13 protein-coding genes and 1 tRNA gene are annotated in these 11,745 nt (G+C 61.4%); 7 read left to right on the top strand and 7 right to left on the bottom strand.

Annotation, left to right across the window (positions count from 1 at the left end; genetic code table 11):
• Positions 1-65: 65 nt before the first annotated feature.
• Positions 66-752: an ankyrin repeat domain-containing protein gene (locus tag HLUSI_RS0103135; protein ID WP_016832585.1), complete on the top strand. Its 687-nt coding sequence runs from the start codon at positions 66-68 to the stop codon at positions 750-752.
• Positions 753-843: 91 nt separating this feature from the next.
• Here the strand turns inward: HLUSI_RS0103135 and HLUSI_RS0103130 are convergent, their stop codons facing one another.
• From HLUSI_RS0103130 to hpnD, 4 genes are all read right to left on the bottom strand, one after another.
• A complete protein-coding gene (locus HLUSI_RS0103130; RefSeq protein WP_016832584.1) occupies positions 844-1,983 on the bottom strand; it encodes an alpha-hydroxy acid oxidase in 1,140 nt (379 codons plus the stop codon).
• Between the two features lie 144 nt (positions 1,984-2,127).
• Positions 2,128-3,474, bottom strand: coding sequence for a hydroxysqualene dehydroxylase HpnE (gene hpnE / locus HLUSI_RS0103125; RefSeq protein ID WP_016832583.1), 1,347 nt, complete (start codon positions 3,472-3,474; stop codon positions 2,128-2,130).
• Entirely contained in the window at positions 3,458-3,817 is a 360-nt protein-coding gene (locus HLUSI_RS0103120) for a YxeA family protein (protein WP_016832582.1), read from the bottom strand. The genes hpnE and HLUSI_RS0103120 overlap by 17 nt, the downstream gene beginning before the upstream one ends.
• A gap of 53 nt (positions 3,818-3,870) precedes the next feature.
• Entirely contained in the window at positions 3,871-4,704 is an 834-nt protein-coding gene (gene hpnD / locus HLUSI_RS0103115) for a presqualene diphosphate synthase HpnD (protein ID WP_016832581.1), read from the bottom strand.
• Positions 4,705-5,020: 316 nt separating this feature from the next.
• Between hpnD and HLUSI_RS0103110 the strand changes: the two genes are divergently transcribed.
• Positions 5,021-5,857 carry an HDOD domain-containing protein gene (locus HLUSI_RS0103110; protein WP_016832580.1) on the top strand — a complete coding sequence of 279 codons (837 nt, stop codon included), beginning with the start codon at positions 5,021-5,023 and terminating at the stop codon, positions 5,855-5,857.
• A 69-nt stretch (positions 5,858-5,926) separates the two neighbouring features.
• On the opposite strand, the gene dbpA is transcribed toward HLUSI_RS0103110, so the two are convergent.
• Both dbpA and HLUSI_RS0103100 read right to left on the bottom strand, forming a co-directional pair.
• Positions 5,927-7,327 (bottom strand): ATP-dependent RNA helicase DbpA, encoded by a 1,401-nt coding sequence (gene dbpA, locus HLUSI_RS0103105; RefSeq protein WP_016832579.1) that lies wholly within the window; start codon positions 7,325-7,327, stop codon positions 5,927-5,929.
• Positions 7,328-7,492: 165 nt separating this feature from the next.
• A tRNA-Met gene (locus HLUSI_RS0103100) sits at positions 7,493-7,569 on the bottom strand.
• Positions 7,570-7,741: 172 nt separating this feature from the next.
• Between HLUSI_RS0103100 and HLUSI_RS0103095 the strand changes: the two genes are divergently transcribed.
• The 3 genes from HLUSI_RS0103095 (at position 7,742) to HLUSI_RS0103085 (ending at position 8,859) form a co-directional block, all read left to right on the top strand.
• A complete protein-coding gene (locus HLUSI_RS0103095) occupies positions 7,742-7,948 on the top strand; it encodes a hypothetical protein (RefSeq protein WP_029363060.1) in 207 nt (68 codons plus the stop codon).
• A 197-nt stretch (positions 7,949-8,145) separates the two neighbouring features.
• The gene (locus HLUSI_RS0103090) at positions 8,146-8,481 is read left to right on the top strand and encodes a hypothetical protein (protein WP_016832577.1); all 336 of its coding nucleotides are present in this window, start codon (positions 8,146-8,148) and stop codon (positions 8,479-8,481) included.
• A 99-nt stretch (positions 8,482-8,580) separates the two neighbouring features.
• Entirely contained in the window at positions 8,581-8,859 is a 279-nt protein-coding gene (locus HLUSI_RS0103085) for a hypothetical protein (protein ID WP_016832576.1), read from the top strand.
• 113 nt (positions 8,860-8,972) lie between these two features.
• On the opposite strand, the gene hpnC is transcribed toward HLUSI_RS0103085, so the two are convergent.
• On the bottom strand, positions 8,973-9,779 hold the full coding sequence (gene hpnC / locus HLUSI_RS0103080) for a squalene synthase HpnC (protein ID WP_016832575.1): 807 nt from the start codon (positions 9,777-9,779) through the stop codon (positions 8,973-8,975).
• Positions 9,780-10,048: 269 nt separating this feature from the next.
• Here hpnC and HLUSI_RS0103075 point away from each other — a divergent pair, with 269 nt between their 5' ends.
• Together HLUSI_RS0103075 and HLUSI_RS26715 are read left to right on the top strand one after the other, a co-directional pair.
• Positions 10,049-11,161 carry an efflux RND transporter periplasmic adaptor subunit gene (locus HLUSI_RS0103075; protein WP_050977618.1) on the top strand — a complete coding sequence of 371 codons (1,113 nt, stop codon included), beginning with the start codon at positions 10,049-10,051 and terminating at the stop codon, positions 11,159-11,161.
• Positions 11,158-11,745 (top strand): efflux RND transporter permease subunit (locus HLUSI_RS26715; RefSeq protein WP_040503101.1); only part of this gene is annotated, 588 nt, incomplete at its 3' end. The genes HLUSI_RS0103075 and HLUSI_RS26715, both read left to right, overlap by 4 nt.

Raw genomic sequence — 11,745 nt, 5'->3', positions numbered from 1 at the left:
TGGGCGCGCCACACCACCGAGAATTTCTTCACGCTGTTCAAGATGGCCAAATGAGGATCGTCCGCATGCCGAATCGCCGTTTCTTTTCCATTCATGCCGCAGTGCTGGCGCTAAGTGCGCTGTCCATGCTGGCACCGCCCGCCGTCCATGCCGGCACCTACGACGACTATTTCATCGCAGTCAAGATGGATGCGCCGCGCGAGTTGCAGGACCTGATCAAGCGCGGCCTCGGACCCAACATGGTCGAACCGCAGCGCGGCTATTCGGCGCTCATGCTGGCTATCCGCGAAGATTCGATGAAGGCCTTCAATGTGCTCTTCAATACGCCCGGCATCGATCTCGAAGCCAAGGCCAAGAACGGCGACACGGCATTGATGGTGGCCGCCTTCTACGGCAAGACAGACGTCGTCAAGCTGTTGCTGGACAAGGAAGTCGAAGTCAATCGTCCCGGCTGGACCGCGCTGCATTACGCCGCCATCAACGGCCGGCCCGAAACCATCAAGCTGCTGCTGGACGCGTCGGCCTACATCGACGCCGAATCCCCCGACGACAAGATGACGCCGCTGATGCTGGCGGCGGTGCGCGGCCGGACCGCGGCGGTGCATCTGCTGAAGGAAGAGGGCGCCGACGTCACGTTGAAGAACGCCGACGGCATGACCGCGCTGGATCTGGCGCGCCATTTCGACCAGAAGGAAACCGTGGAAGAACTGACCGGCAAGCATACGCCCTGGTCGCAGCAAAAGCCGGAATAAGTCTTCGCGGCGACAGTCGTTCCTCATCATGAAAAATCCCGGCGACGCTTGCGCGAGCCGGGATTTTCGTTTGATGCGCCGGAGTGAAAGATCAGCGACGAATCAGGATTTGCGGGCCGACATCCTTGATGTCCTTGGTGCCGGTCAGGGCCATGCTGACGTCGAGTTCCTTGTGCAGGATTTGCAGCATCTTCGTCACGCCTTCACCACCCATGGCGCCCAGGCTGTACAGGAAGGCGCGGCCGATCATGGTGCCCTTGGCGCCCAGTGCAGTGGCCTTGAGGATGTCCTGGCCGCTGCGGATGCCGCCATCGAACCAGACTTCGATCTGGTCGCCGACCGCTTCGGCAATCGCCGGCAGCGCTTCGATCGACGACATCGCGCCATCCAGCTGACGACCGCCATGGTTGCTCACGACCAGCGCATCGGCGCCGGTTTGCGCGGCCAATTTGGCGTCTTCGACGTCGAGGATGCCCTTGAGGATCAGCTTGCCGCCCCATTGTTCCTTGATCCAGGCGACGTCATCCCAGTTCAGGGTCGGGTCGAACTGGCTGGCAGTCCACTGGCTCAGCGTCTGGATGCCGCTACCGCCGCCGGTGATGTGGCCGGCCAGGTTGCCGAAGGTCTTGCGACCGGTCAGCGCGCGCAGCGCCCAGGCTGGCTTGCTGGCCAGGTCCATCAGCGTATCGAGGGTCAGCTTGGGCGGCACCGACATGCCGTTCTTGAGATCCTTGTGGCGCTGGCCGAGGATCTGCAGGTCCAGCGTGAGCACCAGCGCCGAGCACTTGGCCGCCTTCGCGCGATCGATCATCGACTTGACGAAGCCGCGGTCGCGCATCACGTACAACTGGAACCAGAACGGCTTGGTCGTCACGCTGGCGACGTCTTCAATCGAGCAGATGCTCATGGTCGACAGCGTGAAGGGGATGCCGAATTTTTCCGCTGCAATCGCGCCCAGCATTTCGCCGTTGGCCCATTGCATGCCGGTCAGGCCGGTCGGGGCGATCGCCACCGGCATGGCGACGTCATGGCCGATCATGGTGGTGCGGGTGGAGCGCTGGTCGACGTTGATCGCCACGCGCTGGCGCAGCTTCAGCGCAGCCAGATCATCGGTGTTGGCGCGATAGGTGCTCTCGGTGTAGGAGCCGCTGTCCGCGTAGTCGTAAAACGCCTTGGGAACCCGTTTCTTTGCGAGCACGCGCAAGTCTTCAACACAGGTGATCACGGGCATGGTTCTTCTCCAAAATAGGTTAAATCTATCAAATTTGACCGTATCGTAGATCAAACCAGCACGTCATGGGGTGAATCCCTTTGACCGAAAGATGAAAAGTTTCGCTGAATAAAATTCGTGCAGGCGTAAAGAGCTCAGGCGAGCTCAGGCAAACAGCGCCGCCGCAGCAACCCCGCTGCGCACGGCAGCTTCCAGCGTTGCCGGATAGTCGCCGGCAACGTAGTCGCCGGCCAGCGCCAGACCCGCCGGCATGCCGCTATTGTCCGGCCGCAGCAGGCCGGGCGTGCAGGAAAACGTCGCGCGTTTTTCCGAGATGACTTTGGTCCACAGCGGCGTCCGTAGCTGCGGGTCGGCCAGTTGGCGCGCCAGTTGCACGGCGACGCCTGCGGCCATTGCGGCATGCCCCGCGGCGATGGCGTCGGCGGCGGCGCTGACCACGACCGCCAGCAAGCCGGCATCGGCAGGAGCAGCGGCGCCATTGAGCTGGCCGCGATCAAAGACGAATTGGCCCCAGGCAGCCAGGCCGGCATCGTCGGTCAGCGCGAAGAACGGTTGTTGCAGCCGCACGTGCGCCGGATATTGCAGATAGCAGGTGGTGATCGGTTCGTAGGCCAACGCGCGCAGCGTAGCTGTGTCGTATAGATCCTCAAGCAGATCGGCGGCGGCTTCCGGCGCAGTGGCAATGACCACGCCATCGCATGATTGCGGGTCGGCGCCTTGTTTGAACGCGACATTCCATCTGCCTTCCGCTGCGTTGAGGGACGCAACGGCCTGGCCGCAGGTGACGCTGCCGCCGTGGCTTTCCACGAAAACGGCCGCCTGCTGCGGAAACAGCGCCGTCAGATCGGTGCGCGGAATCAGCATGTCGGAGGCGGCGCGGCGTGCACCGAGGCTGTCGCGCAGCACGTTCAGGAATACCTGCGCCGAAGCGCGCTGCGGCGGCGTGTTGAGCGCAGCGATGCACAGCGGTGTCCACATCAGGCGATTCAGGCGGTCGGTCTGGTCGAAGCGCTCCAGCAGTTCAGTGACGGAACAATCGTCATGCAATTGCCAGCCCATCCAGCGCGCCGTGGTCGAAAAGCGCGCCAGCGCCAGCTTGTCCTCGCGCGTCAGGCCGGTGGCGCGGAACAATGCCACCAGCATGTGCCACGGCGCAGGCAGGCGCGGCGTGACGAAATCCATGCCGTCGGCGCCGGCCGGATAGCGCATCTGCAGCGGCAGGCGCAGCATCGCGCGCCCGGCGTCGATGCCGACGGTTTTCATGAGGGAGAGCGTGGAGCGGTAAGCGCCGAGCAGGATGTGCTGGCCGTTGTCGAGCGTGCGGCCGTCGATGTCTACGCGGCGGGCGCGGCCGCCGAGGGTGCGGGCGGCTTCGAACAGGCTGACGCGTTTGCCTGCCTGGGCGAGGGTGACGGCGGCGGCGCATCCGGCCCAGCCGCCGCCGATGACGGCGATGTGATCACTGCTTTTCTTGTCAGGGAATGTTCCCATTCTTGATCCGGTCCGGTAATTCGCGCTGCTGTACTTCTTCCCATGCCGTTACCTGGCCGGCGGAAGACACGTACAGCCGCAGGTAGGTGTCGAGCGACAACTGCTTGGTCGCCGTGAAGGTCAGCGTCTTCTGAGCACCGCCTTCGCCCACGGCCGGCAACCTGTATTCATAGTATTGCCTGACGTAGGCGCCTGGCAGGACCTTCTTGCCGGGGTCGATCACGTAGACATAGAACTCGTCCTTGCCGACGCGCTTGAGCAATTCGTTGAAGCCCGGGCTCATCAATACGCAGGCGGCAAAGGCGATGCCGGCGAGCAGCGATAGTACGTAAATGCGTTTCATGCTTCGGTCCGTCAATTTCGGAAAGTGAATTGACGTCCCGACCGCGCTAAAGTTCAGCCGCGGATATAGGTTTTCCAGGCCAGCCAGAGCTTGCGTATCGGCGTGAGCGAAATGCGCTGATTCAGCACGTGAAAGCCGTCGCGCTCGATTTCAGTGAGCAGCGTGCGATAAATGGCGGACATCATCAGACCGGGACGTTGTGCACGACGGTCTTCTTTTGGCAGCAATGCGAACGCTTCATCGTAAACACGCTGAGCGCGCTCCACCTGGAATCGCATCAGCTTCTCGAAATTTTCGCTGTGGCGCGCATTCAGGATGTCAGCGGCGGTGACGTTGAATTGCTGCAGTTCGTTAACCGGCAAATAAATGCGCCCCTTGCGGCCGTCTTCGCCGACATCGCGGATGATATTGGTGAGCTGGAACGCCAGACCGAGCTTTTCGGCAAACAGCAGGGTGCCGCCCTGGGTCACGCCGAAGATGCTGGCCGACAAGATGCCGACCACGCCGGCGACATGCCAGCAGTAACGCTGCAAGCCGGGGTAGTCGAGGTAGCGGGTCTGGTCCAGGTCCATCTCCATGCCGTCGATGATGGCTTGCAGATGCTCGCCCTTGAGACCGTAGGTCGCCACGTGCGGCTGCAGCGCCAGCGTCACCGGATGGCTGGGGTTGCCGTTGAGCATGGAGGCGATTTCCTTGCGCCACCACATCAGCTTGGTGCGCGCCACGCCGGCGTCCTCGATTTCATCCACGGTGTCGTCGACTTCGCGGCAGAACGCGTATAGCGCGGTGATGGCGCGACGGCGTTCCGGCGGCAGGAACAAGAAGCTGTAGTAGAAGCTGGAGCCGCTTTGGGCGGCTTTTTGCTGGCAGTATTCGTCTGGAGACATGAGGTGGGGATGAGGTAAAAAAGCGGGCGCCGTGAGGCCGCCGTCATGCAAGAAGCCGCTATGCTAGCCGACTAGGGGGCCGAGGGCAATCTGCTTCGCATTCCGGCAGGGCGGCGCGCCTCGGCAATTACAATGAAAGCTGGTTGCAGCAGCAGACGTTGTACATTAAGCTGGGGGCAACGAGGCATGACGCAGGACCGGCGGCAAGCTCCGCAGGAACTGCAGAAATTTGTGCCGATGCTGTTGATAAAAACACAAAACGACAGGCGCATTGCGCGACTGGGGTGAGCAATCAAGGCGAGGAGACCATTTCTTCATGAACAGACTGGAAGCTTTCAGAAGCATTGCAGTGCAGGCCGGACGGGGCGAGCTGGTATTCCCGACCAACGTCAATGCATCGATCAAATTGCAACAGGCCCTCAACGATCCGAATTGCCATCTCGAGGCGGCGTCGAAACTGGTCATGGCCGAACCGTTGCTGTCGGCGCGCACCGTGGCGATCGCCAATTCGGCCGCCTACAACCGTTCCGGCGGTGAAATCAACAATGTACGAACGGCCGTCATGCGGCTCGGATTCAAGACGCTCAACGCCATCACGACGGCGGTCATCGTGCGCCAGCTCGGCCGCAATATTTCGGATCCCGAAATGCGCGTCAAGGCGGCGCAGCTGTGGGAACATACCGCCAACGTCGCTGCGCTGTCGCAAGTCATTGCACTGAAGATGACGCGTCTCGATCCGGAAACCGCGATGTTCGCCGGCATCGTGCATGAAGTCGGCGGCTTTTACCTGCTCTCGCGCACCGATGAATTCCCGGGCCTGCTCGACGGCAATGCCGAAGACTGGGCGGAATACGGCGAAAAGATGATCGGTCGCGCCGTACTCAAGAAGCTCGGCATCCCCGAAGCCGTGATGGCCGCGGTTGAATCGCTGTGGCATGGCATCCGCGTGCTGCCGCCGGAGACGCTGGGCGACGTGCTGCTGCTGGCCAAGGAATTGTCGCCGGTGCCGTCGCCGTTCCAGAAGAGCGCCCTTGAGGCCGGTCGGCAATCCGACACCATCGTCGACGAATTCATGGGCGACGATGCGCTGCGCGACGTCCTGGAAGATTCAGCCGATGAAATCCGCTCGCTGACTTCGGCGCTGCTGATCTGACGCCATCGCGCCGAAACAAAAAGGCAGCCCTGAAACGGCTGCCTTTTTCATTGCGCGAAATGAATCACATCAGGCGCTGCGCAGCAGGCGCATCTTGAAATTGCGTCCCTTGATGTTGCCCGCGCCGAGCTTGTCGCAGGCCTTGTCGGCAATGCGGTAGTCGAGCGCGACATAGGTCGAGAATTCAAAAACGTTGATCTTGCCGACTTGTTCCTTGCTCAGGCCGACGTCGCCGGTGAGCGCGCCCAGCAGGTCGCCCGGACGCAGCTTGTCCTTCTTGCCGCCCTGGATGCAGAGCGTACGCATCGGCGCGCGCAAGACCTTGTCTTCGTTGGTGTCGAGCGCGTCGAGATCGAACCACTGCACGGAGGCATGCTGGTATTCCTCGATCAGCTTGACCCAGCGCTTTTCGTTCGGGGTGCAAAGATTCAGCGCCAGTCCGCGCTCCTGGCCGCGGAGCTGGCCGCGGCCGGTGCGACCGATGCGATGGATATGCACTTCGGTGTCGCGCGTGACGTCGACGTTGATGACGGCGCCCAGGTTGGCGATGTCGAGGCCGCGTGCGGCCACGTCGGTCGCCACCAGCACCGAGCAACTCTGGTTGGAGAACTGCACCAGGATTTCATCGCGTTCGCGCTGCTCCAGGTCGCCGTACAGGGCGAGGGCGCTGAAACCCTGGGCGCGCAACTCATCGGCCAGTTCGCGACAATGGATCTTGGTATTGCAGAAGGCCAGCGTCGACACCGGCTGGTAATGCTGCAGCAGGCGCGCCACGGCGAAGTTGCGCTGTTCCGCCGAGACTTCGAAGAAACGCTGCTCGATCTTGTCGCCGTCATGGCGGGCTTCCACCTTGATTTCTTCCGGATCGCGCAGGAAGCGCGCGCTGGCCTTGCGGATGTCATCGGGATACGTGGCCGAGAACAGCAAGGTCTGGCGTCGCGCCGGACAGGCGCTGACGATGCCTTCGATGTCTTCGTAAAAGCCCATGTCGACCATGCGATCGGCTTCGTCCAGCACTAGCGTCTGCACCGTGGCCAGATTGATGGTGCCGCGGCCGATATGGTCGCGGATGCGGCCGGGAGTACCGACCACGATGTGGGTGCCGTGTTCGAGCGAGGCGATTTGCGGGCGCATTGCCGTGCCGCCGCACAGCGTCAGAATCTTGATGTTGTCAGTGAAGCGCGCCAGGCGGCGCAATTCGTTGGAAACCTGGTCGGCCAGTTCGCGCGTGGGGCAAATCACCAGTCCCTGAATTGCGAAATAGCTGGGGTTGAGCTTGTGCAGCATGCCAATGCCGAATGCCGCCGTCTTGCCGCTGCCGGTCTTGGCCTGGGCGATCAGGTCGCGTCCCTCGAGCGCCGCCGGCAGGCTCGCGGCCTGGATCGTCGTCATCTCGTGATAGCCGAGCTGCTCCAGATTGGCGAGCATCGCCGGCGTCAACGGCAGGCTGGAAAAGGAAGATGAGGTCATGATCGGAGCAATCGAATGAGAGGAATTCAGTCTAACAGAGGCGTTGCCGTCGGCCGTGCAACAACGTGGGCATGCGGAGCAAAAGCGATCGCGCAAAACAAAAAGCCTTTGACGTCTAAACGCCAAGGGCTTTGATATGCCTGCTGATTCATTTTTTTTGAAAACTGGTTGCGGGGGCAGGATTTGAACCTACGACCTTCGGGTTATGAGCCCGACGAGCTGCCAGACTGCTCCACCCCGCGTCTGAGGGACCGAATTCTACAGAGCATCGTTTTGAATAGCAAGGAATCATTTCCGCAGAGGGATAAATAAGCGCCGGACATGGGCGCAGATGGACGCAGGCGCGCGCCACGCATACACTGCGCGCTTCATGAACGATCAGATGGACGAAGGCGAGGGCAAGCAATGAGCAAGATGACTTATGAAGAATACCTGGACGAAGTGACGACGCTGATCACCGAGCTGTATGACGTCGCCGACTCCGATGCGATCAAACTGGTGGTGCAGGCGCAGGCCGCCGAGTTCTTCGTCGCGCACGACGATAACGAAAATTTGCGCACCGAGGAACGGGCGCTGCAAGACGCGCGCACGATCTACAAACAGAGCCGGAAGAAGCGTTAAGGCAAGCGCTTTAACAATCGGTTGCAAATGCCGCCGAACCAACGTGGATTTTCTCTTTCTATTACTGCGTGACCCTCGAAAAGCCAGTCTGGAAGCGGTGTCCGGCGATGTCTGATAGACATCGCGTCATTCCGGAGATTCGCTGTCATTCGTTGTGTTGCGACGGATTCATTTAACCAGGTAAAGGAGATCCACTCATGAAAACACGTCAGCTCATCATTGCAGCGGCAATGCTTGCCGTTACCGGCGGCGCCATGGCGCAACAAGCCAACACCACGGAAGCGTCGTCCCCCGGCATGACGGTTCCTGCATCGACAGCCAATGGCGTCTCCAACGATCCGTATGTGCAAAAGCGTCAATCCGACGCCGACGCCAAGGCGGAATACAAGATGCAGAAAAAGGCCGTGAAGCAGCAGGCCAAGGCTGACAAGAAGGCAGCCAAGGCTGACCTGAAGGCGCAGAAGAAGGAATCGACCGCCGAGCGCAACGCGCAACTGGCTCAGCCACAGCCCAAGGGCGACAAGACTCCTTGATCGCGCTTCAGCGTTCACTGATGATTGAGCAACGCCGCGACGCATGACCTGCGTCGTCGGCAATAAAAAATCCTCTTCGATGAATAATGGGGCGGCGCCATGGCGCAACAAGCCAACACCACGGAAGCGTCGTCCCCCGGCATGACGGTTCCTGCATCGACAGCCAATGGCGTCTCCAACGATCCGTATGTGCAAAAGCGTCAATCCGACGCCGACGCCAAGGCGGAATACAAGATGCAGAAAAAGGCCGTGAAGCAGCAGGCCAAGGCTGACAAGAAGGCAGCCAAGGCTGACCTGAAGGCGCAGAAGAAGGAATCGACCGCCGAGCGCAACGCGCAACTGGCTCAGCCACAGCCCAAGGGCGACAAGACTCCTTGATCGCGCTTCAGCGTTCACTGATGATTGAGCAACGCCGCGACGCATGACCTGCGTCGTCGGCAATAAAAAATCCTCAAAGAGGATTTTTTTTCGTTCATGCGACTGCGTGCCGATCACATCGTCAAAGCGCGCCACACCACCAGCAGCCAATCGCGTTTGCCCAGCTTCGGCCGGCGCGTGAAGACGTCGCCATCGGCTTGCTCCAGTCGTTCGAGGATACGCAAGCCGCCTTGCACCACCATCCGCAACTCCCAGCCGATGCGCCCCCGCAAGCGGCGCGCCAGCGGTGCGCCCAGCATCATCGCGCGCGCACGGTCGATTTCAAACCGCAACAGCGCTTGCCAGGCCGTGCCGGCATTGGCTGAAGCGATGTCTTGCTCGTTCACGCCAAAACGGTCGAGATCGTCCAGCGGCAGGTAGATGCGTTGCTTTTGCCAATCAATGGCAACGTCTTGCCAGAAGTTGATCAGTTGCAGCGCCGAGCAGATGGCGTCCGAGTCGCGCAGGTTTTCCGGCGTGGCTGCATCGTACAGATGCAGCATCAGCGCGCCGACCGGATTGGCGGAGCGGCGGCAGTAATCCAGCAGTTCATCGAAGCCCTGATAACGCGTTGTCACCACGTCCTGCCTGAAGGCGGACAGCAGATCGCGAAACGGCGCCAGCGGCAAGCGATATGCGCGGATAATGCCGGCCAGCGCCGTAAACATCGGATTGCTTGTGGCGCGGCTCGCGTCTATATCGTCGAGCGCCTGGTCGTACGCATCTAACGCCGCCAGCCGTTGCGGCGGCGTGGCGTCGCCTTCGTCGGCGATGTCGTCGGCGCTGCGGGCGAAGGCGTAGATTGCCTTGACGGCAGGGCGCAGACGCGCGGGAAGCAGCACGGAAGCGACGGGGAAGTTTTCGTAGTGGTCAACAGCCATGCCAGTGAAATGTCCAATAAAAACGATGAAAACCCGATATATATCCAAACGGAAGGCCCGCGATTATAATTACTAACCGCAAAGTCAGTAAGTTGCTCGCATCGTCATCCGCTTGTCTCAAGTCCGTAAAAAGCCGTCATGCCACGCCGTCCGGTGTGCGCCGGCCTGTGTAATTTCTGCCCGAATAGTAAAGGAAAAACGTGATTGCTCCGACTTCCGTGCCTGCTCCAGTGCGAGTGTTGACCCGACCCGCGCTGGCAAGCCGTCGATTGCGACAAGCCATTGCGTTGTGCCTGGCCGTGTCGGCGCTGGCGGCATGTTCAAAGAAGGTCGAAAAAGTCGAAGAAATCCGCCCTGTCAGGGCCATGGTCATCGCGGCCGGCAATGCCGACGTGGTGGCGGAGTTTCCAGGTGAAGTGCGGGCGCGGGTGGAGTCGCGGTTGGGGTTCCGGGTCGGCGGCAAGATCGTGGCGCGCAAGGTCGACGTCGGCAGCATCGTGCGACGCGGCCAGGTATTGATGCAGCTCGATCCGCAAGATCTGCAACTGGCGCAACGCCAGGCCGATGCGGCGATGAAGTCGGCGCTGAGCAATCGCGATCTGGCCTCTGCCGAACTCAAGCGCTATCAGGAACTGCGCGACAAGAATTTCGTGAGCCAGGCGACTCTCGACTCCAAGCAAACCGCGTATCAATCGGCGCTGTCGGGCTACGACCAGGCCGTGGCGTCGCTGCGCAATCAATCGAATCAGACCGGTTATGCCGTATTGACGGCGGACGTCGACGGCGTGGTGACGGCGGTCGATGCGGAAGCCGGCCAGGTGGTTGCTGCCGGCACGCCCGTGGTCAGCGTGGCGCAGGCCGGCGACAAGGACGTGGTCATCGGCATCCCCGAAGACAAGGTCGACGTCTTGCGTCGCAGCGCCGATGTGCGCGTGCGCCTGTGGGCCAATCCGAAGGAGACGATCGTCGGCAAGATCCGCGAAGTCTCGCCGATCGCCGATGCCGCCACGCGCACTTACACATTCAAGATTGCCTTGCCCGACTCCGCGAAGGATGTGCGGCTGGGCATGACGGCATATGTCGCGTTTGCCGGCAAGACTTCCGGCGAGATGATCCGTTTGCCGCTGACGGCCTTGTACCCGGTCGACGGCAAGACGTCCGTATGGCTGGTGGAAAACGGTGCGGTGAAGGTCGTGCCGGTGCAACTGGGCGGACAGAGCGGCAATGACGTGCTGATCTCCGCCGGCCTGACGGCCGGGCAGACTGTCGTGACTGCCGGCGTCAACCTGCTCAAGCCCGGGCAGAAGGTCAAGATCCTCGGCGCCGAGCCGCTTGCCGCTGATACGCCTGACGCCAAGGCGCCGCAAGGGAAGAATCCATGAGCGGCGCCGGGAAAGACGACCCGCACGATCAGGACGGCAAGGGTGGCAAGGGTGCGATCGATGCGGCCGCCCAGCCGCGCGGCTTCAACCTGTCGCGCTGGGCGCTGGAACATGTCCCGCTGATCCGTTACCTGATCGTGGTGCTGATCATCGGCGGAGTGATCGGTTACGGCAAGCTGGGCCAGGATGAAGATCCCCCGTTCACTTTCCGCGCCATGGTGGTTACCGCCAAATGGCCGGGGGCGAGCGCCTTGCAGATGGCCAACCAGGTCACCGACAAGCTGGAAAAGAAACTGCAGGAGACGCCCTACATTGACGTTATCCGCAGCTACTCCAAGCCGGGGGAGACGCTGATCCTGCTGCAATTGCGCGAATCGACGCCGCCCAGGGAAGTGCCGCCGACCTGGTACCAGGTGCGCAAGAAAATCAGCGACATCAAGCTGACCTTGCCGTCGACGGTGCAGGGGCCGTTCTTCAACGATGAGTTCGGCGATACCTACGGTTCGATCTTCGCGCTCTCCGCCGACGGCTTCACCTATGCCGAGGTCAAGGACTACGCCGACTTCGTGCGCCAGCAATTGCTG

It is taken from the genome of Herbaspirillum lusitanum P6-12 (assembly GCF_000256565.1).
In the GTDB taxonomy this organism is placed as follows: domain Bacteria; phylum Pseudomonadota; class Gammaproteobacteria; order Burkholderiales; family Burkholderiaceae_D; genus Herbaspirillum; species Herbaspirillum lusitanum.
This window is presented reverse-complemented; position numbering and strand designations above follow the sequence as displayed.

Coding starts and splice junctions, on each gene's coding strand:
- HLUSI_RS0103135 (WP_016832585.1), top strand. CDS start 66: ATGCCGAATCGCCGTTTCTTTTCCATTCATGCCGCAGTGCTGGCGCTA.
- HLUSI_RS0103130 (WP_016832584.1), bottom strand. CDS start 1,983: ATGCCCGTGATCACCTGTGTTGAAGACTTGCGCGTGCTCGCAAAGAAA.
- hpnE (WP_016832583.1), bottom strand. CDS start 3,474: ATGGGAACATTCCCTGACAAGAAAAGCAGTGATCACATCGCCGTCATC.
- HLUSI_RS0103120 (WP_016832582.1), bottom strand. CDS start 3,817: ATGAAACGCATTTACGTACTATCGCTGCTCGCCGGCATCGCCTTTGCC.
- hpnD (WP_016832581.1), bottom strand. CDS start 4,704: ATGTCTCCAGACGAATACTGCCAGCAAAAAGCCGCCCAAAGCGGCTCC.
- HLUSI_RS0103110 (WP_016832580.1), top strand. CDS start 5,021: ATGAACAGACTGGAAGCTTTCAGAAGCATTGCAGTGCAGGCCGGACGG.
- dbpA (WP_016832579.1), bottom strand. CDS start 7,327: ATGACCTCATCTTCCTTTTCCAGCCTGCCGTTGACGCCGGCGATGCTC.
- HLUSI_RS0103095 (WP_029363060.1), top strand. CDS start 7,742: ATGACTTATGAAGAATACCTGGACGAAGTGACGACGCTGATCACCGAG.
- HLUSI_RS0103090 (WP_016832577.1), top strand. CDS start 8,146: ATGAAAACACGTCAGCTCATCATTGCAGCGGCAATGCTTGCCGTTACC.
- HLUSI_RS0103085 (WP_016832576.1), top strand. CDS start 8,581: ATGGCGCAACAAGCCAACACCACGGAAGCGTCGTCCCCCGGCATGACG.
- hpnC (WP_016832575.1), bottom strand. CDS start 9,779: ATGGCTGTTGACCACTACGAAAACTTCCCCGTCGCTTCCGTGCTGCTT.